This is a genomic window from Pseudomonas sp. MF6776, from assembly GCF_016613125.1.
Lineage (GTDB): Bacteria > Pseudomonadota > Gammaproteobacteria > Pseudomonadales > Pseudomonadaceae > Aquipseudomonas > Aquipseudomonas iridis.
Genome location: NZ_JAENSQ010000035.1, coordinates 15,944 through 41,756, shown reverse-complemented (window position 1 = coordinate 41,756; position 25,813 = coordinate 15,944). Strand labels below are relative to the sequence as shown.

23 protein-coding genes are annotated in these 25,813 nt (G+C 61.2%); 6 read left to right on the top strand and 17 right to left on the bottom strand.

From position 1 onward, the window contains the following. Window positions 1-54 precede the first annotated feature (54 nt). Window positions 55-573: a dihydrofolate reductase gene (locus tag JJD74_RS26450; protein WP_200617163.1), complete on the bottom strand. Its 519-nt coding sequence runs from the start codon at window positions 571-573 to the stop codon at window positions 55-57. Between the two features lie 85 nt (window positions 574-658). Between JJD74_RS26450 and JJD74_RS26445 the strand changes: the two genes are divergently transcribed. Together JJD74_RS26445 and JJD74_RS26440 are read left to right on the top strand one after the other, a co-directional pair. Further along, the gene (locus JJD74_RS26445; RefSeq protein WP_200617162.1) at window positions 659-2,032 is read left to right on the top strand and encodes a DUF2868 domain-containing protein; all 1,374 of its coding nucleotides are present in this window, start codon (window positions 659-661) and stop codon (window positions 2,030-2,032) included. Continuing rightward, window positions 2,025-3,401 carry a GTPase/DUF3482 domain-containing protein gene (locus tag JJD74_RS26440; RefSeq protein ID WP_200617161.1) on the top strand — a complete coding sequence of 459 codons (1,377 nt, stop codon included), beginning with the start codon at window positions 2,025-2,027 and terminating at the stop codon, window positions 3,399-3,401. Before JJD74_RS26445 ends, JJD74_RS26440 begins: the two co-directional genes overlap by 8 nt. Window positions 3,402-3,530: 129 nt before the next feature. Here JJD74_RS26440 and JJD74_RS26435 read toward each other — a convergent pair whose 3' ends face one another. From JJD74_RS26435 to JJD74_RS26405, 7 genes are all read right to left on the bottom strand, one after another. Continuing rightward, complete coding sequence (locus tag JJD74_RS26435; RefSeq protein WP_047303999.1) at window positions 3,531-4,088, bottom strand: phosphonate degradation HD-domain oxygenase; 558 nt, start codon at window positions 4,086-4,088, stop codon at window positions 3,531-3,533. Further along, on the bottom strand, window positions 4,088-5,221 hold the full coding sequence (locus JJD74_RS26430; RefSeq protein WP_200617160.1) for a TIGR03364 family FAD-dependent oxidoreductase: 1,134 nt from the start codon (window positions 5,219-5,221) through the stop codon (window positions 4,088-4,090). Before JJD74_RS26430 ends, JJD74_RS26435 begins: the two co-directional genes overlap by 1 nt. A 200-nt stretch (window positions 5,222-5,421) precedes the next feature. Beyond that, window positions 5,422-6,447 (bottom strand): putative 2-aminoethylphosphonate ABC transporter substrate-binding protein, encoded by a 1,026-nt coding sequence (locus tag JJD74_RS26425; protein ID WP_042561586.1) that lies wholly within the window; start codon window positions 6,445-6,447, stop codon window positions 5,422-5,424. Between the two features lie 34 nt (window positions 6,448-6,481). Further along, entirely contained in the window at window positions 6,482-8,206 is a 1,725-nt protein-coding gene (locus tag JJD74_RS26420; protein WP_115147091.1) for a putative 2-aminoethylphosphonate ABC transporter permease subunit, read from the bottom strand. After that, the gene (locus JJD74_RS26415; protein ID WP_042561588.1) at window positions 8,206-9,282 is read right to left on the bottom strand and encodes a putative 2-aminoethylphosphonate ABC transporter ATP-binding protein; all 1,077 of its coding nucleotides are present in this window, start codon (window positions 9,280-9,282) and stop codon (window positions 8,206-8,208) included. The genes JJD74_RS26420 and JJD74_RS26415 overlap by 1 nt, the downstream gene beginning before the upstream one ends. 256 nt (window positions 9,283-9,538) lie before the next feature. Beyond that, window positions 9,539-10,402 (bottom strand): LysR family transcriptional regulator, encoded by an 864-nt coding sequence (locus tag JJD74_RS26410; protein ID WP_042562237.1) that lies wholly within the window; start codon window positions 10,400-10,402, stop codon window positions 9,539-9,541. Between the two features lie 16 nt (window positions 10,403-10,418). Then, window positions 10,419-12,674, bottom strand: coding sequence for a heavy metal translocating P-type ATPase (locus JJD74_RS26405; protein ID WP_200617159.1), 2,256 nt, complete (start codon window positions 12,672-12,674; stop codon window positions 10,419-10,421). An 85-nt stretch (window positions 12,675-12,759) separates the two neighbouring features. Between JJD74_RS26405 and cadR the strand changes: the two genes are divergently transcribed. Then, window positions 12,760-13,209, top strand: coding sequence for a Cd(II)/Pb(II)-responsive transcriptional regulator (gene cadR, locus JJD74_RS26400; RefSeq protein ID WP_115147089.1), 450 nt, complete (start codon window positions 12,760-12,762; stop codon window positions 13,207-13,209). 125 nt (window positions 13,210-13,334) lie between these two features. Here cadR and JJD74_RS26395 read toward each other — a convergent pair whose 3' ends face one another. From JJD74_RS26395 to JJD74_RS26385, 3 genes are all read right to left on the bottom strand, one after another. Further along, a complete protein-coding gene (locus JJD74_RS26395) occupies window positions 13,335-14,306 on the bottom strand; it encodes a thymidylate synthase (protein ID WP_034153704.1) in 972 nt (323 codons plus the stop codon). Between the two features lie 50 nt (window positions 14,307-14,356). After that, window positions 14,357-15,172, bottom strand: a complete 816-nt coding sequence (gene lgt / locus JJD74_RS26390) for a prolipoprotein diacylglyceryl transferase (protein ID WP_200617158.1) — start codon at window positions 15,170-15,172, stop codon at window positions 14,357-14,359. A gap of 79 nt (window positions 15,173-15,251) precedes the next feature. Beyond that, window positions 15,252-16,034: a sulfite exporter TauE/SafE family protein gene (locus JJD74_RS26385; protein WP_200617157.1), complete on the bottom strand. Its 783-nt coding sequence runs from the start codon at window positions 16,032-16,034 to the stop codon at window positions 15,252-15,254. A 130-nt stretch (window positions 16,035-16,164) separates the two neighbouring features. Here JJD74_RS26385 and JJD74_RS26380 point away from each other — a divergent pair, with 130 nt between their 5' ends. Then, window positions 16,165-16,911, top strand: a complete 747-nt coding sequence (locus tag JJD74_RS26380) for an NRDE family protein (RefSeq protein ID WP_200617156.1) — start codon at window positions 16,165-16,167, stop codon at window positions 16,909-16,911. A 126-nt stretch (window positions 16,912-17,037) separates the two neighbouring features. Here JJD74_RS26380 and ptsP read toward each other — a convergent pair whose 3' ends face one another. Beyond that, window positions 17,038-19,317, bottom strand: a complete 2,280-nt coding sequence (gene ptsP, locus JJD74_RS26375) for a phosphoenolpyruvate--protein phosphotransferase (RefSeq protein WP_042561615.1) — start codon at window positions 19,315-19,317, stop codon at window positions 17,038-17,040. 22 nt (window positions 19,318-19,339) lie between these two features. Further along, window positions 19,340-19,819, bottom strand: coding sequence for an RNA pyrophosphohydrolase (locus JJD74_RS26370; RefSeq protein WP_003229203.1), 480 nt, complete (start codon window positions 19,817-19,819; stop codon window positions 19,340-19,342). A gap of 143 nt (window positions 19,820-19,962) precedes the next feature. On the opposite strand from JJD74_RS26370, the gene JJD74_RS26365 reads away from it, so the two are divergent. Beyond that, entirely contained in the window at window positions 19,963-20,619 is a 657-nt protein-coding gene (locus JJD74_RS26365) for an HAD family hydrolase (protein WP_047304015.1), read from the top strand. A gap of 121 nt (window positions 20,620-20,740) precedes the next feature. Here JJD74_RS26365 and JJD74_RS26360 read toward each other — a convergent pair whose 3' ends face one another. After that, complete coding sequence (locus JJD74_RS26360; protein ID WP_200617155.1) at window positions 20,741-21,154, bottom strand: DUF2269 family protein; 414 nt, start codon at window positions 21,152-21,154, stop codon at window positions 20,741-20,743. A gap of 40 nt (window positions 21,155-21,194) precedes the next feature. Further along, window positions 21,195-22,709 (bottom strand): threonine ammonia-lyase, biosynthetic, encoded by a 1,515-nt coding sequence (gene ilvA, locus JJD74_RS26355; RefSeq protein ID WP_042561618.1) that lies wholly within the window; start codon window positions 22,707-22,709, stop codon window positions 21,195-21,197. A gap of 148 nt (window positions 22,710-22,857) precedes the next feature. Here ilvA and rpiA point away from each other — a divergent pair, with 148 nt between their 5' ends. Continuing rightward, the gene (gene rpiA, locus JJD74_RS26350; RefSeq protein ID WP_042561619.1) at window positions 22,858-23,532 is read left to right on the top strand and encodes a ribose-5-phosphate isomerase RpiA; all 675 of its coding nucleotides are present in this window, start codon (window positions 22,858-22,860) and stop codon (window positions 23,530-23,532) included. 145 nt (window positions 23,533-23,677) lie between these two features. Here the strand turns inward: rpiA and JJD74_RS26345 are convergent, their stop codons facing one another. Next, complete coding sequence (locus JJD74_RS26345; protein ID WP_042561620.1) at window positions 23,678-24,595, bottom strand: SdiA-regulated domain-containing protein; 918 nt, start codon at window positions 24,593-24,595, stop codon at window positions 23,678-23,680. 189 nt (window positions 24,596-24,784) lie between these two features. Beyond that, window positions 24,785-25,708: an SdiA-regulated domain-containing protein gene (locus JJD74_RS26340; RefSeq protein ID WP_200617154.1), complete on the bottom strand. Its 924-nt coding sequence runs from the start codon at window positions 25,706-25,708 to the stop codon at window positions 24,785-24,787. Window positions 25,709-25,813 lie beyond the last annotated feature (105 nt).

The following is a 25,813-nucleotide window of genomic DNA, read 5'->3' as shown; positions in this document are numbered from 1 at the left end:
CAAGCTGCAAGCCAAGAGCCAATCAGCTTTTACTTGCAGCTTGTAGCTTGTAGCTCAAAGCTGCTCTTTCTCCCAGACCTCGAAGTTGTACGCCGGCTTATCGCCCTCTGCCGGATTCGGCACATTCGACACCAGTGTCCACTGGCTCAAATCAAACTCCGGAAACCACGCATCGCCTTCCGGGCTCAGTGCCACACGGGTCAGGTACAGACGATCCGCCTGCGCCAGCCCTTGCGCATACAACTGCGCGCCGCCAATCAGCATCAACTCATCGACGCCCTGCGCTTTCGCCCACTCTTCGGCGCGAACCACTGCTGCCTCCAGCGACGGATAAACCTCCGCACCTTCGAGCACCAGACCGGCCTGACGGCTGACCACGATGTTCAACCGGCCCGGCAGCGGACGACCGAGGGAATCCCAGGTCTTGCGACCCATGATGATCGGCTTGCCAAGAGTCGTGGCCTTGAAGTATTTGAAGTCGCCCGGCAGGTGCCAGGGCATGCTGTTGTCGACGCCGATCACACGGTTTTCACCGAGGGCTGCGATCAGGCTGAGGGGGAGTGATTTAGTCATGTCGGCGAGGATACCAGAGCCTCGCTTACCCGGATAAGCGCCACAGCGGTTATGCTCTCGACTCAATTGAGCGACGGAATGGCGCGTGACTGAACTGACTCCACTGCAAAACCTCTGGCTGACCGAAACCGTGCGCCTGCGCGAAGAACATGCAGGCCCTCTGGATGATCTGGAAGCCAATCGCCTGGCCCGCGCGGCCGGCGGCGATCTGCCGAGCCGCATTCAACGCCGCGCCTTGTGGCTGGCTGAGCGTGACGGGCTGACGGCCGCACTCAAACACTGGCTGCAAGGCGCACGTCTGGCGTTGGTGTTGCTGATGATACTGGCGATGTTGAGTGGCGCCGGTCTGGCGTTCGCCGCGCTGGGCCAGACGCCGGTCAATGTGTTCTGGGCCTTGGGCAGCCTGCTCGGGCTGAACCTGATTCTGCTGCTGAGCTGGGCACTGGGGCTGATTTTTGCCGGCGAACACGGCGCCACCCTCGGGCGACTGTGGTTGTGGCTGAGCGAAAAACTCGCCCGCGACGCTAAAGCCGCCCAACTGGCGCCGGCCCTGCTGTTGATGCTGCAGCGCAAGAAACTCAATCGCTGGGCGCTCGGTGCGCTAGTCAACGGCCTGTGGTTGCTGGTAATGCTCAGCGCGTTGGCTCTGCTGCTGACGCTGATGGCGACGCGGCGCTACGGCTTCGTCTGGGAAACAACCATTCTCAGCGCCGATACCTTCATTCACATCACCCAGGCCCTCGGTCATCTGCCATCGTTGCTGGGGTTCAACGTGCCGACCGTGGACATGATCCGCGCCAGCGGCGACGGTGCTCTCGATATCGAAAGTGCCCGTCAGGCCTGGGCGACATGGCTGGTCGGCGTGCTGGTGGTCTATGGCGTGCTCCCGCGCCTGATGCTGGCGCTGTTGTGCTTCTGGCGCTGGAACAGCGGCAAAGCGGCACTGCGCCTGGACCTGAACCTGCCCGGCTACGCCCAACTGCGCGAACGCCTGATGCCGAGCAGTGAGCGCCTCGGTGTCAACGATCCGGAGCCCCCGCAGATGTATCGCGTCGAAAGCGGTGTCAGCGAACACGCCAGCGAAGGCGCGTTGCTGGTCGCGATCGAACTCGACGAACAACGCCCATGGCCGCCCGCGCTGCCGAAAAACGTCAGCAACGCCGGCATTCTCGACAGCCGCGAGTCGCGGCATAAGCTCCTCGAACAACTCAGCCGTTTTCCACCGGCGCGACTGGCCATCGCCTGCGACCCACAGCGCTCGCCGGATCGCGGCAGCCTTGCGCTGATCGCCGAACTGGCGCGCAGCGCTGGCGAAACGCGCGTGTGGCTACTACAACCGCCGCCCGGTGCAGCGCTGGATGCCGAACGTCTCGGCGACTGGCACATCGCGCTGCAACAGCTTGAGCTGGAGTTTGCCGACAGCGCGCCGCTGAACTGGCTGGAGACTGGACATGACTGACGCCCGCAAAGCCCCGCTGAAACTGGCAGTGGTCGGCCACACCAACGTCGGCAAGACGTCGCTGTTGCGCACGCTGACCCGCGATGTCGGCTTCGGCGAAGTCTCCCATCGACCAAGCACCACACGGCGTGTCGAGGGCGCGCGGCTATCGGTGGACGGCGAGCCGCTGCTCGATCTCTACGACACGCCGGGGCTGGAGGACGCCATCGCCCTGCTGGACTTTCTCGAACGTCTGGAGCGCCCCGGCGAACGCCTTGATGGTCCGGCGCGGCTGGCGCGGTTTCTCGACGGCAGCGAGGCACGCCAGCGCTTCGAGCAAGAGGCCAAGGTGCTGCGACAACTGCTCGCCTCGGATGCCGGTTTGTATGTGATCGACGCTCGTGAACCGGTGTTGGCCAAATATCGCGATGAGCTGGAAGTGCTGGCCAGTTGCGGCAAACCGCTGCTGCCGGTACTCAATTTCGTCAGCAGTGCCAACCATCGCGAGCCGGATTGGCGCGAGGCGCTGGCGCGACTGGGTCTGCATGCGCTGGTGCGTTTCGACAGCGTCGCGCCGCCGGAGGATGGCGAGCGGCGGCTGTATGAAAGCCTCGCGCTGCTGCTGGAAAGTGCGCGGCCACAACTGGAGCGGTTGATTGCTGATCAACAGGCACAGCGCCTCGCCCGTCAGCAAAGTGCAGCGCGACTGATCGCCGAATTGCTGATCGACTGCGCCGCGTGCCGACGCAGCGTGGTCAGTGAAGCCGAGCAGGAACAGCAAGCCATCAGCGAATTGCGCAAGGCTGTGCGTCAACGCGAACAGAAGTGCGTCGAGGCGTTGCTCAAGCTGTATGCGTTTCGCCCGCAGGATGCGGCGGCCAGTGATTTGCCGTTGCTGGACGGGCGCTGGGGCGATGACCTGTTCAATCCCGAGACGCTGAAGCAACTCGGTGTACGGGTTGGCGGCGGGATCGCAGCGGGCGCGGCGGCGGGGGCTGGCGTGGATTTGCTGGTCGGCGGGATTACCCTCGGTGCAGCAGCGCTGGCCGGTGCGATTGCGGGTGGCGCGCTGCAAACGGCGCGCAGTTATGGCAGTCGTTTGCTCGGCAAGATCAAAGGGCAACGGGAGTTGACCGTGGACGATGGGGTGTTGCGGTTGTTGGCGTTGCGACAGCGACAGTTGCTGCTGGCGCTTGATCAGCGCGGGCATGCAGCGATGGACGCGGTTCAGGTGGCCACACCGCAGGACAAGACCTGGCGTGAGGGCAAGTTGCCCGAGGCGCTGAGCAAGGCGCGGGCGCATCCGCAGTGGTCATCGCTCAATCCGCACGCGAAGTTGAATCAGGGGGAAAGGCAGGAGCAGATTGAGTCTCTGGCCACAGATTTGTAGCGCTTGATCTGGCGCCATCGCTGGCAAGCCAGCTCCCACAGGGTTCTTCAGTGAATACAGGTTCTGTGAACACCACAAATACCTGTGGGAGCTGGCTTGCCAGCGATGGCAGCCCCTCTGTTCAAAGCTTTAAGCAGCCAGTAAACGCGCCGCTTTCTCCTTCAGTACCCCAAGGTCCATCACCGGCACCGCCCTCTCCTTCGCCAACTCATCCCACTGCCGCATGCGCAGACTGACCGCACACAAAGGATCGCGCGCAAACTCATCCGCCTCGGCCTCGGTCATCACCCCGCCCTGATACTCCAGCGTCCTGCGACTCGCTTCACTCAACCGCTCGAAATACCCAGGCTCGCGCAACGTCAGGTAACGCTTGGCCTGCACGTGATACTCCACCAGCCGCGCCATGCGTTCGCTGAATCCGGCCTCACGTAAATAATCCGCCCCGAGCCGTTCATGGCTGACCACGCCATAACCGCCCATATTCTCCGCGCCCTCGGCACACAAATGGCCGATGTCATGAAAGAACGCCGCCAGCACCACTTCGTCGTCGAAGCCCTCGGCGATAGCCAGTTCGGCCGCCTGGGACATGTGCTCGATCTGCGACACCGGTTCGCCGATGTAATCACGGGTGCCGAAGCGCTCATACAACCCGAACACCCTCGCCACGATTTGCTCATGACCTGCCATCAAACTTCCTCCAGCAACTGCGCCACGTTGCGCTCGGCCATCGCCGGGCCAACGCTCATGCCGACGCCGGTGTGCATCAACGCCACACTCAAGCCCGGTGCCGGGCGCAGGAACGAAAACGGTCCCGGCCCCCGAGAACCATAGACGCCCTGCCAGCGTTCGACCACTTGCACCTTGCAGCCCAGGGTCTGTTCGGCCAGTTCAAGCATCCAGGTATCGACTTGTTCGGCGTTGAACGGTGAAGCATCGCTGCCGTAATGGTGCGAGTCGCCGATGATCAACTCGCCATACGGCGTCGGGCTGATCAGCAGGTGGATGCCGTTTTCGTGCAGGTGCGGTTGCTCACGCAGAATCTGCGCTTGTACCGCCGCCGCTTCCGGCAGATCGGCGAAGGCGCCGTAGTGCACGCAACTCAAACCCGTGAGCAATGCGTGTTGCAGATCAAGATCGATCTGCGGCCGGGCGCGAAGCATTTGCAGGCGACAGATTTGCGGGTCGAGCGCGGCAATCGGCTCGGCCAGTAACGTCTGATAATCGTGGCCCGAGCAGACGATGATCTGCTTGGCAGTGAACGTTCCGGCCGTGCTTTGCAGGCGTCCGGACTCGACATCGCGCACCAGCGTGGAGAAGTGAAATTCGACACCGAGGTCGCGGCGCAGATAATCGATCAGCGCCGGAATGGCTTCGCGCGAGTACAGCTGTTGGTCGTCCATCCCGTGTAACGCGGCGCGGTGGTGGCTGAACTGGCCGTTGTACAGATCGCGCAATGCAGCGCCGCGCAGCAAGTCGACGTTGTAACCGTGCTCCACTGCGCGGCTTGCGCAGAAGGCTTCGAGCAGATGCTCTTCGGCTTCGCTGCGGGTGAACAGGTACGAGCCGTTGCGCTTGATTTGCAGCCCGGCGAGTTGCGCCCAGTCCCCCCAGATGTCACGGCTTGCCTTGGCCAGTTCGAGCATTTGGCCGGGCGGTTGGCCGGTGACCAGTGCCTGGCCGAAGTTACGCACCGAAGCGCCGAGTGGCGTGGCGCTGCGTTCGAATACGGCGACCTTGAGACCGCGTTTGGCGGCGGCGTAAGCATGTGAGAGCCCGAGGATACCGGCGCCGACGACCAGCAGGTCTTTGTGTTGTGTCATATGGAAATGTCCTGCATGAGAGACCGCTTTCGCGAGCAGGCTCGCTCCCACAGGGAACTCCTGGTGCCCACAGAATATGTGTTCACTGAAATGCAATGTGGGGGTAGCCCTGCCAGCCACCACAGGGAATTGTGTTGTGAACACGATCCAATGTGGGAGCGAGCCTGCTCGCGAAGGGGCCCTGTCAGTCGATAGAAATCTTACTTGGCGGCGACTTTCTCGGACTTGCCGTCGTAGCGCTTGCGCCACTCGGTCAGGATTTCGTCGCGATTTTTCGAGGCCCAGGCGAAGTCGTTCTTGATCAGACGCTGCTCGTAGTCGGCCGGCAATTCGGTCTGCGGCTTGGCGATGCCCGGCTGCGCGAGGACGGCGAAGTTCTCTTTGTACAAGTCCATCGCTTCGGCGCTGGCGGAGAAGTCGGCGAGTTTCCTGGCCGCGTCTTCATGCGGGGTGCCTTTGATCACGGCGGTCGCTTCGATCTCCCAGCCCAGACCTTCCTTCGGCAGGATGATGTCCAGTGGCGCGCCCTGACGTTTCAACTGAACCGCCGGGTATTCAAAGGAAATGCCGATCGGGAATTCGCCGGCCGCTGCCAGTTTGCATGGCTTGGAACCGGAGTGAACGTACTGGCCGATGTTCTGGTGCAGTCCGTCCATGTAGGCCCAGCCCTGTTTCTCGCCGAAGGTTTGCAGCCAGGCGCTGACATCGAGGAAACCCGTGCCGGACGAGGCCGGGTTAGGCATGACGATCTTGCCTTTGTACTCAGGCTTGGTCAGATCCTGCCAGCTCACTGGCTTCGTCAGCCCCTGCTTTTCGGCTTCGATCGTATTGAAGCAAATGGTCGCGGCCCAGACGTCCATACCGACCCAGGCTGGTGGGTTGGCGGCATCGCGGTAGTTCGCGCCGATCTTGCCCAGATCCTTTGGCGCGTAGCTTTGCAGCATGCCTTGCTGATCGAGGATCGCAAGGCTCGACGCCGCCAGCCCCCACACGGCGTCAGCCTGCGGACGGGCCTTTTCGGCCAGCAGTTTGGCGGTGATGATCCCGGTGGAGTCGCGCACCCACTTTATCTCCACGTCCGGGTTGGCTTTTTCGAAGGCTTCTTTGTAGGTCTTCAACTGTTCGGCTTCGAGGGCGGTGTACACCGTCAACTCGGTTTTTGCCGCGAAGGCATTCAGGCTGAAAGTAGCGAGCACAGCAGCGGCCAGGGCCATAGGCTTGAACATGATCGATTTCCTGTAGGTGAGTTGAACGTGTGAATCAGTGACCGGGCGCGGTTTGCCGCCAGGCCTGGGAGCGGCGCAACAAGCCGCGCGAAGCCCACGCCAGCAGCAAGGACACGCCCGCCGAGGTGAACAGAATCAGGGTCGACATCGCCGCCGCGCCGCCAACGTTGCCGGCGTCATCCATGTTCAGCACCGCCACCGCCGCGAGGATGGTGTCGGGGCTGTAGAGGAAGATCGCGGCGGACACAGTGGTCATCGCCGAGACGAACAGGTAGCGCACGATGTCCAGCAGCGCCGGCAGGCAAATCGGCACGGTCACGCGCAGGTAATGCCGATACAGCGGCGCCTTGAGCGACAGCGCGGCGGCTTCGAACTCGGCGTCGAGTTGGCGCAGCGCGGTGGTCGCGGTCATTTGTGCAGTGGTCAGATAGTGCGCAATGGTGCAGACGATCAGCAGCGTCATCGTCCCGTACAACACGTGCAGCGGATTGCCGGTGAGGTTGAAGAAAAAGACGTAACCCAGACCCAGCACCAGCCCCGGCACCGCCATCGGGATGAAACTCAGCATGCGCAACGCCAGGTTGAGGCCGCGCTGAGTGCGGGTCTTCTCCATCAGATAAGCGCCGGTGAAGATCAGCACGCTGCCGATCAGCGCCGTGCCCAACGCCATCTTCAAGCTGTTGCTGTAGGCCAGCCAGCCACCGCCGGCCGTCTCGTTGAACTGGTAGTGATTGAGCGACAGCGACAGGTTGTACGGCCAGAACTTCACCAAGGAGGAGAACACCGCCATGCCGAACACCAGCAGCAACGCGGCGCTGATCAACACGACAATCGCCAGGTAGCAGCTATCGCGCAGTTTCGACGGTGCCGGTTTGAACACCTGAGCGCGACCGCTCATGGAGTCGCCGTGACGGCGGCGCAGCCAGGCATCAACCCCGAAGCTGAACAGCGCCGGCACCAACAGCACCATGCCGATCAACGCGCCGCGACCGAATTGTTGCTGGCCGACCACCGCTTTGTAAGCTTCCAGCGCCAGCACCTGGTAGTCGCCACCCACCACCACCGGCACACCGAAGTCGGTGATGGTCAGGGTGAACACCAGACAGAACGCGGCGAACACAGCCTGACGCGTCGCCGGCCAGGTGATGCTGCGAAAGGCCTTGGCGGGACTGGCGCCCATACTCGACGCGGCATCGAACAAACGCGCATCGGCCAGCGACAAAGCGGAGAGCAAAATCATCAGCGCATGGGGAAAGGTGTAGATCACTTCACCCAGCACAATCCCCCAGAACCCGTAAATGTTGTCCGAGAGCAGCCCGCGCAACATGCCCTGGTTGCCGAACAGATAGACCAGCGCAATGCCCGGCAGCATCGACGGCGCCATCAGCGGCAGCAGGGAAATCCCGCGCCAGATGCCCTTTGCCGGTATCAATGTGCGTTGCAGTGCGTAGGCAAACAGGTAAGCCAGCGGTACGACGATGGCCGCAACACTGAGGGAAACTTTCAGGCTGTTGCCGAGCAGCCAGTGGAAATTCTCGCTGGTCACCAATTCCTTCGCCGCGACCCAGCCACCGCCCTGCCCGGCCTCGCTGCTGAAACCACGCCAGAAGATCGCCAGCAACGGCAGCAACACCGCAACGCCGAGCAATACCAGCAACAGCAGTTTGCCGCCGACGACAAAGATACGGTCGCCGATCTCGGCACGGGAGGTCTGCCGCACCTGCTTGTGCGGTAGCGGCAGCGCGAGATTGCTGTTCATCAGGCAAACACCTGCAGGCTGCGCGGCGGCAAGGCGACCATGATCTGCTGGGCGCCGAGGCGCGGCATGGCTTCCGGCGCCAGTTCGGCGAGCAGTGCGTGGCCTGGCAGTTGATCGAGTTCGAAGCTCATGCGGCAGCGGTTGCCGAGGAAGGTGATCTCGCGGACTTTCGCCGGAAAGAGGTTCTCCTCATGCACCAGCGGATTGACGTTGATCGCTTCCGGGCGGCAGAACAAACGGCCCGACGCACGCTGGACGCTGCCGTCACTCAGGCGCAGGTTCATCCCGCCGACCTGGGCGTGGCTTTCGCTGCTGCGCTGGAACGGCAGCCAGTTGCCCTGACCGACAAACTCGGCCACAAACGGCGTGGCCGGGCGGTTGTAGATTTCCTGTGGGGTGGCGTATTGCTCGACACGACCGTTGTTCATCACCGCGATGCGATCCGCCATCAGCATGGCTTCGTCCTGATTGTGGGTGACCATCAGGGTGGTGATGCCTAGGTTGCGTTGCAGTTGGCGCAGTTCGGTGCACAGATGCTCGCGCACCCGGGCATCGAGGGCCGACATCGGTTCATCGAGCAGCAGCAACGACGGCGCCGGAGCCAAGGCGCGAGCGAGCGCAACGCGCTGTTGCTGACCGCCGGACAATTGGCCGGGGTACTTTTTCTCACTGCCGATGAGGCCGACCAGTTCCAGCATCTGAGCGACGCGACGGCGTACTTCCTCGCGACCACTGCCGGCGAGGCCGTAGGCAATGTTCGCCTCGACAGTCAGATTGGGGAACAGCGCGTAGGACTGGAACAGAATCCCGTAGTCGCGAGCTTGCGGGGCGAGGTGCGAGACGTCGCGGTCACCGAGATAGAGTTCGCCGCTGTCCTGCTTCTCCAGACCGGCGATGCAGCGCAGCAACGTGGTCTTGCCGCAGCCCGAGGGGCCGAGCAGACACACCAGTTCACCGGCGGCGACGTCGAGGGAGACGTTATCCAGTGCGGTGAAAGCGCCGAAGCGCTTCTGCACGCTGCGCACTTTCATCGGCGCACCGGGGTTGGTCAGGGCAGTTGCAATGGCAGGATTCATGGACAGACCTCATCAAGCAGATGAGGCCAATCCTAGGGTTGTAATGCGTCCGTCATGTGGCAGTGAGGCAAAAACGGCCGATAGTGGTATTCAGGGATTTTGGTTCAGAGTCTGAATCTGTGTTGTCTGACCTGGCGCCATCGCTGGCAAGCCAGCTCCCACAGGTGTTTCTGTGGTTCACAAAATCTGATTCCACTGAAAATCCCTGTGGGAGCTGGCTTGCCAGCGATGAGGCCGGTCCTGCCCACGCAAGGGTTCAGGCCGGGGACATTTCCTGCGCCAACCCGAGAAACGCCGCCGGCAACCGCGCGCCCTTCCTCTCCTTCAGGCAATACAGGTACTCAGGAATCTGCGGCGCGTTCTCGATGGTCAGCACGCGCAACTGCGGATCGTGCGGTACTTCCTGCCGGGCAATGATGCTGATGCCGATATTGCGCAGCACCGCCTCGCGGATCGACTCACGGCTGCCTATCTCCAGCAATGGCCCGAAACTCACCCCGGCACCGGCCAGCAGCTCTTCGGTCAGCCGCCGTGTGGTCGAGCCCGACTCACGCATCAACAGCGTATGCCCGGCCAGCGCACTCAACGCCACATGCTCTTGCGCCGCCAACGGATGATTGCGATGCACCGCCAAGACCAGCGGATCAGTGCCCAGCACCCGGCGGATCAGCCGCGCGTCATCGAGCAACTGCGAGGACGCCGCGATATCCACGCGGTAATCCTCCAACGCTTCGAGCACTTGCTGCGAGTTGCCGATTTCCACCGACACTTCCACCTGCGGCAGGCGCTCACGAAAGGTCTTCACCAGATCGAGGATGTAATACGGCGCGGTCGCCGCGATGCGCAGTGTGCCCTGCACCTGGCCGCTGTTGCGCAGGAAGAACTCGATGTCCGCCTCTTGCTGCAACAGCGTTTTGACCATCGGCAGCAACCGCGCGCCTTCGTCGCTGACGCTCAAACGCCGACCGCCACGGTAGAACAGCTCCACCGAATACTGGCTTTCCAGATTGCGGATCTGCGTGGTCACGGTCGGCTGGCTGAGGCCGAGTTTTTTCGCCGCCAGCGTGATGCTGCCCAAGCGGGCCACCATGTAAAACGCCTTCAGCTCGGCACTCAGCACAACCATCCCTCATCGTTTATTTGCGCAGCAGGCGCAAACCATTGAACACCACCAACAGACTCACGCCCATGTCGGCAAATACTGCCATCCACATGGTGGCGAGCCCGGCGAAGGTTACCCCAAGAAAGATAGCCTTGATCACCAGGGCCAACGCAATGTTCTGTTTCAGGATGCTGGCGGTATCGCGCGACAGGCTGATGAAGGCCGGAATCTTGCGCAGATCATCGTCCATCAGGGCGACATCGGCCGTCTCGATCGCCGTGTCGGTGCCCGCAGCGGCCATGGCAAAACCGATCTCGGCGCGAGCCAGCGCCGGGGCGTCGTTGATGCCGTCGCCGACCATGCCGACGCGATGACCCTGCTTGTACAGGTCTTCGATGGCTTGCAGTTTGTCGGTCGGCAGCAAATCACCGCGCGCTTCATCGATGCCAACCTGCGCCGCAATCGCCTGCGCGGTGTGGACGTTGTCGCCAGTCAGCATCAGGGTTTTCACGCCAAGTGCATGCAACTGACGGATCGCCTCACGGCTGGTCTCTTTAACGGTATCAGCCACGGCAAACAGCGCCAGCGGGCCAGACGTGTCGAGCAGCAGCACCACGGACTTGCCCTGTTTCTCCAGCGCGAACAGCTTTTCTTCCAATTGCGGCGAGCACAGACCCAGCTCTTCAACCAGACGATGGTTGCCCAAGTGATAGGTCTGGCCATTGATATCGCCCTTCACGCCCCGCCCGCCGAGCGCTTCGAAGTTATCCACATTCAGCACAGCGAAGTTTTTATCCACAGCGGCATTGGCGATGGCCAGCGACACCGGGTGGTCGGAACGCCCGGCCAGTGCGGCGGCAATCGCCGGTGCCGTGGCATCGGCCGTCGGCTCAAGGGACAGGTAATCGGTCTGCACCGGTTTGCCGTGGGTGATCGTCCCGGTTTTATCCAGCGCCAGATAGTCGAGCTTGAACCCGCCCTCCAGGTACACGCCGCCCTTGACCAGAATGCCTTTGCGCGCCGCTGCCGCGAGGCCGCTGACGATGGTCACCGGGGTTGAAATCACCAGTGCACAAGGGCACGCAACGACCAGCAACACCAGCGCGCGATAGATCCAGTCGAACCACACCGCGCCCATGAACAATGGCGGAATGATCGCTACCGCCAAGGCAAATACGAACACCACTGGCGTGTAGATTTTCGAGAATTGATCGACGAAGCGCTGAGTCGGTGCGCGAGCGCCTTGGGCTTGCTCGACGGCGTGAATAATCCGCGCCAGGGTCGAGTTGTTTGCCGCAGCGGTCACTGCGTATTCCAGCGAACCTGCCTGGTTGATGGTGCCCGCGAAGACTTTGTCGCCGATGGTTTTCTCCACCGGCAGGCTCTCGCCAGTGATCGGCGCCTGATCGATGGTCGAATTGCCGCTGACGACTTCACCGTCCAGCGCAATACGCTCACCGGGTTTAACCCGCACGCGGGCGCCGAGTTCGACGCTTTTCACTTCCTGTTCGAGCCAGGTGCCGTCAGCCTGCTGCACGGTCGCCTGTTCCGGGGTCATCTGCATCAGGCCGCTGATCGCGTTACGCGCACGATCCAGCGAGCGGGCCTCAATCAACTCGGCCACGGTGAACAGGAACATCACCATCGCCGCTTCCGGCCACTGACCGATAAGAATCGCACCGGTGACGGCAATGCTCATCAACGCATTGATGTTGAGGTTGAAGTTCTTCAGGGCGATCCAGCCCTTTTTGTAGGTGGTCAGGCCACCGCTGAGGATCGAAATCAACGCGATGATCGCCACCACCCAGTTGGGTGCGGCGTTGGTGAAGTGGATAACTTCAGCCGCCAATGCGCCAACGCCCGAGAGAGCCAGCGGCCACCAGTGTTTTTTCACCGGAGCCGGCGCCGGCGCTTCGACGCCCGCCTCCAGCGGCTCGGCGTGCATGCCGATGGATTTGATCGCATCGATGATCGGCGCGGTGTCCGGCAGATTGTGGGTCACGCCGAGCACGCGGTTGATCAGGTTGAATTCCAGTTGCTCAACGCCAGCGAGTTTGCCGAGCTTGTTCTGAATCAGAGTCTGCTCGGTCGGGCAGTCCATCGCCTCGATGCGGAAACTGCTCAGCCGGGCATCGGCACTGGTCTTTTCGCTGAGCTGCACCAACGCAGGCGCAGCCGTTTTCGACCCGCAGCAGGAATCGCCGCCATGGGCATGTTTATGCACAGGCTGCAGTTTATGACTGTGATCGTGCCCGTCGCCGGGCTTGTGGGTGTGCTGGGAATCGCTCATCGGGTCGCGTCCATGAAGGTGCCTGTTGCCAAGTAAAGACCCTGTAGCCACTATAGGGTCAAGCACCCTTTTGGAGATTGCCGTCATGAAGATCGGAGAACTGGCCAAACTGACCGATTGCGCCGTGGAAACCATCCGCTACTACGAACGTGAAAGCCTGCTGCCGGAACCGGCCCGCAGCGAAGGCAACTACCGCGTCTACACCCAGGCCCACGCCGAAAGACTGACCTTCATCCGCAACTGCCGCACCCTCGACATGACCCTCGAAGAGATCCGCAGCCTGCTCGCCTTGCGCGACAGCCCGCAGGATCAATGCGAAAGCGTCAATGCGCTGATCGACGAGCACATCCAGCACGTGAAGGCGCGAATCGATGGATTGCTGGCATTACAGACGCAACTGCTCGACCTGCGCCAACGTTGTGGCGAAGGGCCGATGGCGGATCAGTGCGGGATTTTGCAGCGACTGGAAGTGAGTGGCGGGGTTGTGGCGACGGAAGTTGAGCATTCCCACGTGGGCCGTAGTCACGGCCATTGAGCCGTACACAAAACCAAATGTGGGAGCGAGCCTGCTCGCGAAAGCGGTGTATCAGTCGACATCTCTATGACTGACACGCCCTCTTCGCGAGCAGGCTCGCTCCCACAGGGGGTTTGTATTGTGCCTCAGACCGCCATCGGCGCAGTCATTGGCGCGTGGTGCTCGTAGCCTTCCAGCGAGAAATCGCTCGGCTCAACCAGTTCCAACCATTCAGGCTGATACACACCGGTCTTGGCAAACTCCGGCACACGATCCGAGATTTTCAGCTTCGGCATGGCGAACGGCTCGCGCTTAAGCTGTTCGTTGAGCATGTCCAGGTGGTTTTCGTAGACGTGCGCATCACCGATGAAATAGGTGAACCAGCGTGGCGTGTAACCGGTCAGGCGACCGATCAGGCTCAGCAGCGCGGCACCTTCTGTCAGGTTGAAAGGTGTGCCCAGACCCAGATCGTTGGAGCGGATGTAGAGGGTCAGAGAAATCTCTTTGGTCTCGACATTCGGGTGGAACTGGTACAGCAGATGGCACGGCGGCAAGGCCATTTCATCAAGCTGAGCAACGTTCCAGCCGTGGAACAGAATGCGGCGACTGCCCGGATCATTGATGATCGTGTCGACGCACTGGCGCACCTGATCGATGGCTTTGTACAGGACCACATAGGCCTGACCGTCTTCTTCGCCCTGAGCGATTTGCTTGTAGCCGTTGCTCAAGGTTTGTTCGATGGCGGCGGTGTTGCTCAGCGGAATCTGCTTGTACGCGGGCCATTTGCGCCATTGCACGCCGTAGATTTCGCCGAGGTCGTCGTCGCCCTGACGGAACGGGTTGGCCAGCCACTGCGCGTTTTCGTTGGCGTTCTGATCCCAGACCTTGCAGCCCAGCGCGCGGAATTCAGCCGCGTTGTTCACACCACGCAGAAACCCGCACATCTCGCCGATCGCCGATTTGAAGGCCATCTTGCGCGTGGTGATCGCCGGGAAACCTTCCTGCAGATCGAAACGCAGCATCGCCCCCGGAAAACTGATGGTGTTGATGCCGGTACGGTTGGCCTGCTTGGTGCCGTTCTGAATGACGTGCGAGACCAGTTCGAGATATTGCTTCATGAATTACCTGTGTCCTTTGAGCCCCGGCGTCGCGCGCCGGGGTTCGTAGTTTAAGCCGTCGGAGCGAGTGGTGCTGCCGGCGCGCGACGATAGGCCAGCCAGATCAGGAACAACCCGCCGACGATCATCGGTACGCACAGCACCTGACCCATGGTCAGCCAGTTCCAGGCCAGATAGCCCAGTTGCGCATCCGGGACGCGGACGAACTCGACGATGAACCGGAAGATGCCGTAGAACAGCGCGAACATGCCGGAAACGGCCATGGTCGGACGCGGTTTGCGCGAGAAGATCCACAGGATCAGGAACAACGCCACGCCTTCGAGCGCGAACTGATACAGCTGCGACGGGTGACGCGGCAATTGTGCCGGGTCGCTGAACGGCGGGAAGACCATGGCCCACGGCACGTCGGTCGCCTTGCCCCACAGTTCGGCGTTGATGAAGTTGCCGATACGCCCGGCGCCAAGACCGATCGGCACCATCGGCGCGACGAAGTCCATCAGCTGGAAGAACGACTTGCCATTGCGCTTGCCGAACCACAAGGCCGCAAGCATTACGCCGATGAAACCGCCGTGGAACGACATGCCGCCCTTCCACACTTCGAAAATCAGCATCGGGTTGGCGAGGTACGCGCTCAGGTCGTAGAACAGCACATAGCCCAGACGTCCGCCAACAATGACGCCCATCGACAGCCAGAAGATCAGATCGGAGAGCTTCTCTTTGGACCACGTCGGGTCGAAGCGGTTGAGCCGGCGCGACGCCAGCAGCCACGCACCGCCAATGCCGATCAGGTACATCAGACCGTACCAGTGGATTTTCAGCGGACCGATGGCCAGGGCCACCGGGTCGATCTGCGGGTAAGGCAGCATTGCGACTCCTCGTTAGAGTTGAAAGCAGAATTCCCGGGCGACGCTGCCACCTCAGGATTAAGCCAGGATTGCCACGCGGTCAAAGCAGAAAGCTTAATCCCACGCAGAACAGCAAAGCGGCGAACAGTCTTTTCAGCAACTTCGCCGACAACCGATGGGCCAGCCGCGCGCCAAAACGCGCGAAGACCATGCTGGTCAGGGCAATGCCCAGCAGCGCCGGCAAATAGATAAAGCCGAGACTATGGGCCGGCAACCGCACATCGTGCCACCCCAAAATCATGAAACTTAAAGCACTGACCAGCGCAATCGGCAGCCCGCAGGCCGACGACGTGGCGACCGCTTGTTGCATCGGTACGCTGCGCCAGGTCAAAAACGGCACGGTCAGCGAGCCACCACCGACGCCGAAAATCGCCGAGGCCCAACCTATCACGCTGCCGGCCGCCGCCAGCGCGGCCTTGCCAGGCACCGTGCGGCTGGCCTTGGGTTTGACGTCCAGCGCGAGTTGCACCGCAATCGCCAAGGCGAACACGCCAATGATTTTCTGCAGGTTCGGACCGGAAATGGCTTCGGCAGTCAGGGCGCCCAAACCAGCACCGATCAGGATCCCGACCGCCATCCAGACAAAAATCGGCCACTGCACCGCGCCTCGTCGATGATGCTCACGCACGGCATTGACCGAGGTGAAGATGATCGTCGCCAGCGAAGTACCGACCGCCAGATGCGTGAGGATCGACGGATCAAAGCCCTGCAAGGTGAAACTGAACACCAGCACCGGGACAATGATGATCCCGCCGCCAACCCCGAACAGCCCGGCCAACACGCCCGCACAGGCGCCCAGCGCCAGATAAAGCAGAAATTCCATGACCGTCTCCCTGACGCATCCGCAAAACCGGAGCGGCATGGTAACGGATGCACACCCTTCGGCTCCACTTGCGATGGATGCGCGGACGCCGGATGCGTAGAGTGAGCAAAAAACACACAAGGACCACCTTATGTGCCTGATCGTTTTCGCCTGGCGCCCGGACCATGCTCAACCGCTGATCGTCGCAGCCAACCGTGACGAGTTCTACGCCCGCCCGAGCCTGCCGCTGGCGCAATGGCCGGAGGCGCCACACGTGCATGCCGGGCGTGATCTCGAGGCCGGGGGCTCCTGGCTGGGGATCGGCGCCAATGGGCGCTTCGCCGCATTGACCAATATTCGTGACCCGCATCAGTCACCGGCGCGTAAATCGCGGGGCGAGCTGGTGGCCGGGTTTCTCACGGGGGATCAGTCGCTGGAGGATTACCTGGCTGACGTGGTCGACCGCTCGCCGGACTATGCGGGTTTCAACCTGCTGCTCGGCAACCACCATGAACTGTGGCACTTCAATGCGCGGATGTCCGAGCCGGTGATGCTGGAGTCCGGGGTCTACGGACTATCCAATGCCGGGCTGGATACGCCGTGGCCGAAGTTGCTCAAGGCCAAGGCAGCGTTGAGCGTAGTGCTGGAGGATCCGACGCCTGCGCGGTTGCTGGAGCTGCTTGGCGATGCGCAGACAGCGCCGTTTGCCGAGCTGCCGGATACCGGCGTGGGGCTTGCGACTGAATCACTGCTGTCGAGTGTGTTTATTGCCAGCCAGAGTTACGGGACGCGGGCGAGTACAGCGCTGATTGTGCAGGCGGATGGGACGCGGCGGATGGTGGAGCGCAGTTTTGGGCCGTATGGCGGGCATCTGGGCGAGGTGGAGATTTTGATTTAGGCGGCGTCTGGACTGACGCCATCGCTGGCAAGCCAGCTCCCACAGGTTTCTTGGGTGCTCACAGATGTCGTGTTCACTGAAGATCCCTGTGGGAGCTGGCTTGCCAGCGATGAGGCCATTGGCCTTTTAGAGGGCCTTGTTGACCGCCGGCGGATTCATCTTCGACAAACCGAGATTTTTCAGCGCCAGTTGCAGTGAGCTGTGGATAACTTGCGGATTGTCGATAGTCATCAGCTCGGCCAGCAACTCCTTGGCCTTGCTCAGGTTCACCTGACGCAGCATCCACTTCACCTTCGGCAAGTTGGTGGCGTTCATCGACAGGCTGTCGAAACCCATCGCCATCAACAGCACCGCCGCTGCCGGATCACCGGCCATCTCGCCGCAGATACTGACCGGCTTGCCTTCGGCATGGGCGTCGCGCACCACGTTTTGCAAGGCTTGCAGCACGGCCGGGTGCAGGTAGTCGTAGAGGTCGGCGACGCGCGGGTTGTTGCGGTCGACTGCCAGCAGGTACTGGGTCAGGTCGTTGGAGCCGACCGACAGGAAGTCCACTTGCCGCGCCAGTTCCTTGGTCTGATACACCGCTGCCGGAATCTCGATCATCACGCCAATCGGCGGCATCGGCACGTCGGTGCCTTCGTCCCGCACTTCGCCCCAGGCCCGGTGGATCAGGTGCAGGGCTTCTTCGAGTTCGTGGGTGCCGGAGATCATCGGCAGCAGAATGCGCAGGTTGTTCAGGCCCTCGCTGGCCTTGAGCATTGCGCGTGTCTGCACCAGGAAGATTTCCGGGTGGTCGAGGGTGACGCGGATCCCGCGCCAGCCGAGGAACGGGTTGTCTTCCTTGATCGGGAAGTACGACAGCGACTTGTCACCGCCGATGTCGAGGCTGCGCATGGTCACCGGTTGCGGGTGGAACGCGGCGAGCTGCTCACGGTAGATCGCCAGTTGTTCTTTTTCGCTCGGGAAGCGCTGGTTGATCATGAACGGCACTTCGGTGCGGTACAGACCGACACCTTCGGCGCCGCGCTTCTGCGCCCGCGCCACGTCTGCCAGCAGGCCGGTGTTGACCCACAGCGGCATGCGGTGGCCATCGAGGGTCACGCAGGGCAGGTCGCGCAGGGTGTCGAGACCCAGCGCCAGTTGTTTCTCTTCTTCCACCACCTCGGCGAACTGCTTGCGCAGCACTTCGCTGGGGTTGGTGTAGACCTCGCCGCGTGTGCCGTCGACGATCAATTCGATACCGTCGACCTTGGCGTACGGCAGGTCGACCAGACCCATTACCGTCGGAATGCCCATGGCCCGGGCCAGGATCGCGACGTGGGAGTTGCCCGAACCGAGTACCGAAACCAGACCGACCAGCGTGCCTTCCGGCACTTCGCCGAGCATCGCCGGGGTCAGCTCTTCGCTGACCAGAATGGTTTTTTCCGGGTAGACCAGATTCTGCTGACGCTCTTCCTGCAGGTAGGCAAGCAGACGGCGACCGAGGTCTTTGACGTCCGATGCCCGCTCGCGCAGGTAGGCGTCGTCCATCAGTTCAAAGCGGTTGACGTGTTCGGTGACCACTTGGCGCAGTGCGCCCTGCGCCCACTGGCCGGTCTTGATCACCGTGGTGATTTCGCTGCCCAGCGAGGCATCGTCGAGCATCATCAGGTAGACGTCGAACAGCGCGCGCTCTTCCGGGCGCAATTGGGTCGCCAGTTTGGCGGACAGTGCGCGCATGTCGGCGCGCACGCCTTCGATGGCGGTCTTGAACAAGCCAAGTTCGGCGTTGATGTCGGTGATGGTCTTGTCCGGCACCACGTCCAGGTCGGCAGGCGGCAGCATGACCACCGCGGTACCGACCGCCGCACCCGGCGAGCCCGGCACGCCGACAAACTTGGCTTCCTGAATACCCTTGCCCTGACGGCCCAGACCACGAATCGACCCCGTAGCCTCGGCGTGGGCGATAACGCCTGCGAGCTGCGCGCTCATGGTCACGAGGAAGGCTTCTTCACCTTCGTCGAACTGGCGACGCTCTTTCTGCTGGATAACCAACACGCCGACGACGCGGCGGTGGTGAATGATCGGTGCACCGAGGAACGAGGCATAACGCTCCTCGCCGGTTTCGGCGAAGTAGCGATAGCGCGGGTGATCCGCGGCGTTTTCGAGGTTCAGGGGTTCTTCACGCGTGCCGACCAGACCGACCAGACCTTCGTTGGGTGCCATGCTGACCTTGCCGATCGAGCGCTTGTTCAAGCCCTCGGTGGCCATCAGGACGAAGCGGTTGGTCTCGGGATCAAGCAGGTAGACCGAGCAGACCTGGCTGCCCATGGCCTCTTTGACGCGCAACACAATAATCCCCAACGCCGCCTTGAGATCCTTGGCGGAGTTAACTTCCTGGACGATCTTGCGCAGCGTATTGAGCATGGCTCGGGGTCGAACTCCGTCGTCAGTCGCGCGCTAAAAGGCGCGGGGCAAGCTCTTTGAGGGCGCGGCGATACACCTCGCGCTTGAATGTCACCACCTGGCCCAACGGATACCAATAGCTGACCCAACGCCAGCCATCGAACTCCGGTTTACCGGTCAAATCCATCCGCACCCGCTGCTCGTTGGAGATCAGGCGCAGGAGAAACCATTTCTGTTTCTGGCCGATGCACAGCGGTTGGCTGTGGGTACGCACCAGACGTTGCGGCAAACGATAGCGCAACCAGCCTCGGGTACAGGCCAGTATTTCAACATCTTCACGTTCCAGGCCAACTTCTTCGTTCAGCTCGCGGTACAAGGCGTCTTCCGGCGTCTCCTCAGGGTTGATTCCCCCTTGCGGAAACTGCCAGGCATCTTGATTGATACGGCGAGCCCATAGCACCTGGCCGGCGTCATTCGTCAGAATGATCCCGACATTGGGGCGGAAACCATCGGGGTCGATCACGGGCACAACCTCGCAAACGCATGTCGCCGCATTGTTCCACAAAGGTTCATAAGGCGGCAACGAAGCTTCCTACCTTATGTGCACTCTTGTGAAAAGACCGTATTCTTGTCGCCTTTTTACAGACTTATCAGCGGGTAACTGCAATGCGCCTGGCTCTATTCGATTTGGACAACACCCTTCTGGGCGGCGACAGCGATCACGCCTGGGGCGACTATCTGTGCGAGCGCGGCTTCCTCGACCCGATTGCGTACAAAACGCGCAACGACGAGTTCTATCAGGATTACCTGGCCGGCAAACTGGATAACGCCGCGTACCTGAACTTCTGCCTGGAGATCCTCGGCCGCACCGACATGGCCGTGCTCGATCAATGGCACCGCGACTACATGCGCGACTGCATCGAGCCGATCATGCTGCCCAAGGCGCTGGAACTGCTGAAAAAGCACCGCGACGCCGGCGACAAACTGGTGATCATCACGGCGACCAACCGCTTCGTCACCGCGCCGATCGCTGCGCGTTTGGGTGTTGAAACCCTGATCGCCACTGAATGCGAAATGATTGATGGCCGCTACACCGGGCGCAGCACCGACGTTCCGTGCTTCCGTGAAGGCAAGGTAACGCGCCTGAATCGTTGGCTGGAAGAGACCGGGCATTCGCTGGAAGACAGTTATTTCTACAGCGATTCGATGAATGATTTGCCGCTGCTGGAGCAGGTGGCGAATCCGGTAGCGGTTGATCCGGATCCGAATTTGCGCGCCGAAGCCCAGAAGCGTGGCTGGCCGGTAATGACTCTGCGCGACTGATGACGCCATCGCTGGCAAGCCAGCTCCCACAGGGACTATCAGTGGACACAAATTTTGTGGACACCTCAAAAACCTGTGGGAGCTGGCTTGCCAGCGATTTGGGTCGACTCGGTCTCAAGCCTTAAACCGGCTTGGCCCCCATCAACGCCGCAATGGCGAGAAATCCGACGCCGCTCACAATGGCCAGCGCCAGGTTGAATTTGCGGTTGCCTACCCCGGTTGTCCACAGCCGATTAAGCCGCACCAGCAACCAGACCGCACTGAACGTGGCCACGGCATAGATCACGCTGGACCCCAGAATCCAGAACTGCCCCAGCGGCCAGCCGATCAGGTGCACCAGCCACCAGCCGGTGAAAGGCATGCTCAGCATACCGATCAGCATCAAACACCAGATAAACAGCCACGGACGCTGCATCGTGCTGGCCGACCCTTCGCTGCGATTACGCCAGGTCAGAGCGGCAAGTACCAGCCCGCTCGCGAGTATGACCACGGTCGCCGCGACGTGAAGGACTTTCAGGGTTGTCAGGGTTTCCATGTATTTCTCTTCCTTGGGTCATGCCCATCAGCGTAGTCGCTCAGCCAAGAAACAGCTTATAGGCCGGGTTGTCGCTTTCGTCCCAGTAGGGGTAACCGATTTCTGCCAGCGCCGCCGGCACCAGATGACGTTCATCGTGGGGTACTTGCAGGCCGGCGACCACACGGCCGTCCGCCGCGCCGTGGTTGCGGTAGTGGAACATCGAGATATTCCAGCGCCCGCCGAGCTTGTTGAGAAAGTTGAACAGCGCGCCCGGTCGTTCCGGGAATTCGAAGCGCAGTACCACTTCATCAACCACGTGCGCCGCGCGTCCACCGACCATATGGCGGATGTGCAACTTGGCCAGTTCGTTGTCAGTCAGGTCCAGCACCGGAAAACCCTGCTCGGTCAGGCTCGCCAGCAATGCACTGCGCGGGTCGTTCTCCGGGTGCGTCTGCACGCCAACGAAGATGTGCGCTTCGCTGCCGGTGTTGTAGCGGTAGTTGAATTCGGTGATCTGGCGCTTGCCGATGGCCTCGCAAAACGCCTTGAAGCTGCCGGCCTGCTCGGGGATGGTCACGGCGATGATCGCTTCGCGGCCCTCGCCCAGTTCGGCACGCTCGGCGACGTGGCGCAGGCGATCGAAGTTGACGTTGGCACCCGAATCGATGGCGACGAAGGTCTTGCCGCTGACGCCGCGCTGTTCGACGTACTTCTTGATCCCGGCCACACCCAAGGCGCCGGCAGGTTCGGTGATCGAGCGGGTATCGTCGTAGATATCCTTGATCGCCGCGCAGATTTCGTCAGTGCTCACGGTGATCACTTCATCGACATGGTCTTTGCAGATGTCGAAGGTGTGCTGACCAATCTGGGCCACCGCCACGCCGTCGGCGAAGATGCCCACGGTCGGCAGCACGACGCGCTCACCAGCAGCCATCGCCGCTTGCAGGCAGTTGGAATCGTCCGGCTCGACGCCGATGACTTTGATGTCCGGACGCAGGTATTTCACGTAAGCCGCGATGCCGGCAATCAACCCGCCGCCGCCGACCGGGACGAAAATCGCGTCCAGCGGTTGCGGGTGCTGGCGCAGAATCTCCATCGCCACGGTGCCCTGCCCGGCAATGGTATGCGGATCGTCGTACGGGTGGATGTAGACGTAGCCTTTTTCGTCGACCAGTTTCAGCGAGTAGGCCAGGGCTTCCGGGAACGAATCACCGTGCAGCACCACTTTGCCGCCACGCGAACGCACGCCTTCGACCTTGATTTCCGGGGTGGTCTTGGGCATGACGATGGTGGCTTTCACGCCCAGCACTTTCGCCGCCAGGGCCAGACCTTGCGCATGGTTGCCCGCCGACGCGGTGACCACGCCACGGGCGCGCTCTTCGTCGGTCAACTGGGTCAACTTGTTGTAGGCGCCGCGAATCTTGAAGGAGAACACGGGCTGCAAGTCTTCGCGCTTGAGCCAAATGTCATTACCCAGCCGCTCGGAGAGCTGGCGAGCATTCTGCAGCGGGGTTTCTACGGCAACGTCATAAACGCGCGAGGTGAGGATCTTTTTGACGTACTGTTCGAGCATCGGAAAGCATCACTGAGCGGGTTGGGCGGGACCACGGAGTCTAACCCGGCTTTTGGGCACACGACCACACGAATCCAGAGGTTTTAGACAGTCTTGAGGCTATAATGCCGGCCTTTCCGTTCTCCCCTTGCCCGCTTCCGGAGCCCGCATGACCCAGGATCAACTCAAACAGGCAGTGGCGCAGGCCGCCGTCGACTTCATCCTCCCGAAACTCGACGACAAAAGCATCGTCGGTGTCGGCACCGGCTCCACCGCCAACTGCTTCATCGATGCGCTGGCAAAGCACAAGGGCGCGTTCGATGGCGCAGTCGCCAGCTCCGAAGCCACCGCCGCACGCCTGAAGGGCCACGGAATTCCGGTGTATGAGCTGAACACGGTCAGCGACCTGGAGTTCTACGTCGACGGCGCCGACGAAAGCGACGCACACCTGAACCTGATCAAGGGCGGCGGCGCAGCCCTGACCCGCGAGAAAATTGTAGCGGCCGTGGCCAAGACCTTCATCTGCATCGCCGACGCCAGCAAACTGGTGCCGGTGCTGGGCGAGTTTCCGCTGCCGGTCGAAGTGATCCCGATGGCCCGCAGCCACGTTGCCCGCCAACTGGTGAAACTGGGCGGCGACCCGGTGTACCGCGAAGGCGTGTTGACCGACAACGGCAACATCATCCTCGACGTGTTCAACCTGCAGATCACCAACCCGGTGGAGCTGGAAGCGCAGATCAATGCAATTGTCGGCGTGGTGACCAACGGGCTGTTCGCGGCGCGTCCGGCGGATTTGCTGTTGCTGGGCACCAGTGAAGGTGTGAAAACCCTCAAGGCTGAGTAAGCCTGATGGCCCACAAATATTGGGCATACAAATAAACCTGTGGGAGCTGGCTTGCCAGCGATGAGGCCGTCAGACTCAACTACAAAGTTGACTGACAGACAGCCATCGCTGGCAAGCCAGCTCCCACAGTTTTTTGTATTGTTGGTTAGTTCGGGGCTGGTTTTTTGAAGACGTAAAACAAGTTCGGCTCACTCACCAGATACAACGTCCCGTCATCATCCATCGCAATGCCTTCCGCCTGCGGCACGGTGTTCTGCAAGCCTTGCCGGCCCTTGTTCAGCGACATGGTGCTGAGCGGGCGACCGTTGACATCCAGCTCCAGAATCAGCCGCGACTCATCCGACAGCGCCAGTAAATGGCCGCTGCGCTCGTCGTATTGCAGGCTCGACAGATCGCGCACGAACATCCCGGCATCGCGTTTCGGGTTGTTGATCACGTGCACCGCGTAGGACTTTTCCGAATTGAAGTGAGGAAAGCCGTGCACTTCGTAGATCAGCATCGGGTCGCGCTCCTTGGCGACGAACAGGCGCTTGCCCACCGAGTCGTATGCCAGACCTTCAAACCCCTTGTTGCCGGCCATGTGTACACCGAGGGTCATCTGCTCGGCGTCCGCCGCGTCGAGGAAGGTGGTGTCTTCTTCCAGATGTATCTTGATCAGTCGCTGCTGACGCTCATCGGTGATCACGTAGGTATCGGCGCTGATGAACTCGACTGCCTCCGCGTCGCCGAAGCCAATCAGCGGGATGCGCCGCAGGATCTTGCCCTCCAGCGACAGTTCAACCAGTTCGGAATTCTTGTTGGTCACGGTGAACAGGCTGTCGCGCACCGGATCGTAGGTCAGTGCCGACACATCGTCGTCGAGCCCGTCGATGACGCGCGCTTCGATGTCCACGCGATACTGATCCAGGCCAATGGCCTCGCTGCTCAGCGGCTGCCATAAGGTGTGCAGGTTGAACCAGGCGCGTTCGAACAGGCGCATGTATTGGCCGATCGCGAGCAGCGCGATCAGGGCAATCACCGAAAAGATGAGCAACAGCGGTTTGGGGCGGGCAAGTCGACGCATTCGGGCGGGCTCGGAATCAAGGCAGGCGGATGAAATATCACGCCTGACTGAACTGAAGCTTAATGGCCACTTGCCTTGAACCACAAGACAACCTGTGTAGGAGCTGCCGAAGGCTGCGATCTTTTGATCTTGATCTTTAACAACAAGATCAAAAGATCGCAGCCTTCGGCAGCTCCTACAGAGAGTGAGTTATTTGTGCTTTTCGAAGCGATAAAACAGGTTCGGCTCGCTGACCATGTACAGCGTGCCCGCCTCGTCCATGGTCACGCCTTCGGCGCGGGGAATGGTGTTCTTCAAGCCGTTGAAACCGCCGAGCAGGGTCATGAAGCTGACTTGCTCGCCCTTCTCGTCCAGTTCCAGCAACAGGTGAGAATCGGCGGACAGCACCAGCAGGTGGCCAGTGCGCGGATCGGTTGCCAACGCAGAGAGATTGCGGATATCCAGTTCATCGCTGGACAGCTTCTGCTTGTCGCCTTTCAGGGTCTGACCGCCATCGCTTTTCCAGGTGAACAGCGCCGGTGGCCGTTCTTCACCTAGCAGCAATTGTTGGTTGCGCGGGTCCCAGGTGATCGCTTCGAAGGCCTTGTTCTGGTCTTTCGACGGGCCGAGGTCGTACTTGGGGAAATTGGCGATGTTCAGTTCACGGGTGTCGGCATCGACCTTGACGATCGACAGCATGTGCTGGCGCTCATCGACGATCGCCATCAGGCCGTTTTCCATGGCGCTCAGGCCTTCCGGATTGCTCCAGCCCACCAGCGGCATCTTGCGCAGCACCTCGCCTTGCAGGCTCAGTTCGACGAGGAACGGATTCTTGCCCATCACCGAAAACAGGGTTTTGGTCTGCGGGTTGTAGGCGAGGTCCGATGCTTCGTCCTTCTCCATGCCCGGCAATGACTTGGCATCAATCACCACCCGATAGTCCGGCAGCCAGATGCTTTCTTTTTGCTCGGCCTTGCTTTCAAAGCGTTCCAGCACCCACAGCAAACCCCGGTCATCCCAATGCATGGCAAACGCCAAGCCGTACGCGGCGGCAATCGCCAGCAGCAACCAGGAATACCAGCGCATGGCGAAACGCGACCGGCGTAGGGGTTTGAGCTGAGTTTGAGATGACATCAAGGGACGCTTTCCGAAAATTCAGGCTATGGGTAATAGCATAAAGAGGCCGGCTAGGACGCCAGAATTGCGGGAATTATCCAGACAGGATGTGAAAAAAACGGC

Coding starts and splice junctions, on each gene's coding strand:
- rpiA (WP_042561619.1), top strand. CDS start 22,858: ATGACCCAGGATCAACTCAAACAGGCAGTGGCGCAGGCCGCCGTCGAC.
- JJD74_RS26405 (WP_200617159.1), bottom strand. CDS start 12,674: ATGAGCGATTCCCAGCACACCCACAAGCCCGGCGACGGGCACGATCAC.
- JJD74_RS26365 (WP_047304015.1), top strand. CDS start 19,963: ATGCGCCTGGCTCTATTCGATTTGGACAACACCCTTCTGGGCGGCGAC.
- JJD74_RS26440 (WP_200617161.1), top strand. CDS start 2,025: ATGACTGACGCCCGCAAAGCCCCGCTGAAACTGGCAGTGGTCGGCCAC.
- JJD74_RS26425 (WP_042561586.1), bottom strand. CDS start 6,447: ATGTTCAAGCCTATGGCCCTGGCCGCTGCTGTGCTCGCTACTTTCAGC.
- JJD74_RS26430 (WP_200617160.1), bottom strand. CDS start 5,221: ATGACACAACACAAAGACCTGCTGGTCGTCGGCGCCGGTATCCTCGGG.
- JJD74_RS26340 (WP_200617154.1), bottom strand. CDS start 25,708: ATGTCATCTCAAACTCAGCTCAAACCCCTACGCCGGTCGCGTTTCGCC.
- JJD74_RS26385 (WP_200617157.1), bottom strand. CDS start 16,034: ATGGAATTTCTGCTTTATCTGGCGCTGGGCGCCTGTGCGGGCGTGTTG.
- ptsP (WP_042561615.1), bottom strand. CDS start 19,317: ATGCTCAATACGCTGCGCAAGATCGTCCAGGAAGTTAACTCCGCCAAG.
- cadR (WP_115147089.1), top strand. CDS start 12,760: ATGAAGATCGGAGAACTGGCCAAACTGACCGATTGCGCCGTGGAAACC.
- ilvA (WP_042561618.1), bottom strand. CDS start 22,709: ATGCTCGAACAGTACGTCAAAAAGATCCTCACCTCGCGCGTTTATGAC.
- JJD74_RS26360 (WP_200617155.1), bottom strand. CDS start 21,154: ATGGAAACCCTGACAACCCTGAAAGTCCTTCACGTCGCGGCGACCGTG.
- JJD74_RS26435 (WP_047303999.1), bottom strand. CDS start 4,088: ATGGCAGGTCATGAGCAAATCGTGGCGAGGGTGTTCGGGTTGTATGAG.
- JJD74_RS26395 (WP_034153704.1), bottom strand. CDS start 14,306: ATGAAGCAATATCTCGAACTGGTCTCGCACGTCATTCAGAACGGCACC.
- JJD74_RS26345 (WP_042561620.1), bottom strand. CDS start 24,595: ATGCGTCGACTTGCCCGCCCCAAACCGCTGTTGCTCATCTTTTCGGTG.
- JJD74_RS26415 (WP_042561588.1), bottom strand. CDS start 9,282: ATGAATCCTGCCATTGCAACTGCCCTGACCAACCCCGGTGCGCCGATG.
- lgt (WP_200617158.1), bottom strand. CDS start 15,172: ATGCTGCCTTACCCGCAGATCGACCCGGTGGCCCTGGCCATCGGTCCG.
- JJD74_RS26450 (WP_200617163.1), bottom strand. CDS start 573: ATGACTAAATCACTCCCCCTCAGCCTGATCGCAGCCCTCGGTGAAAAC.
- JJD74_RS26420 (WP_115147091.1), bottom strand. CDS start 8,206: ATGAACAGCAATCTCGCGCTGCCGCTACCGCACAAGCAGGTGCGGCAG.
- JJD74_RS26380 (WP_200617156.1), top strand. CDS start 16,165: ATGTGCCTGATCGTTTTCGCCTGGCGCCCGGACCATGCTCAACCGCTG.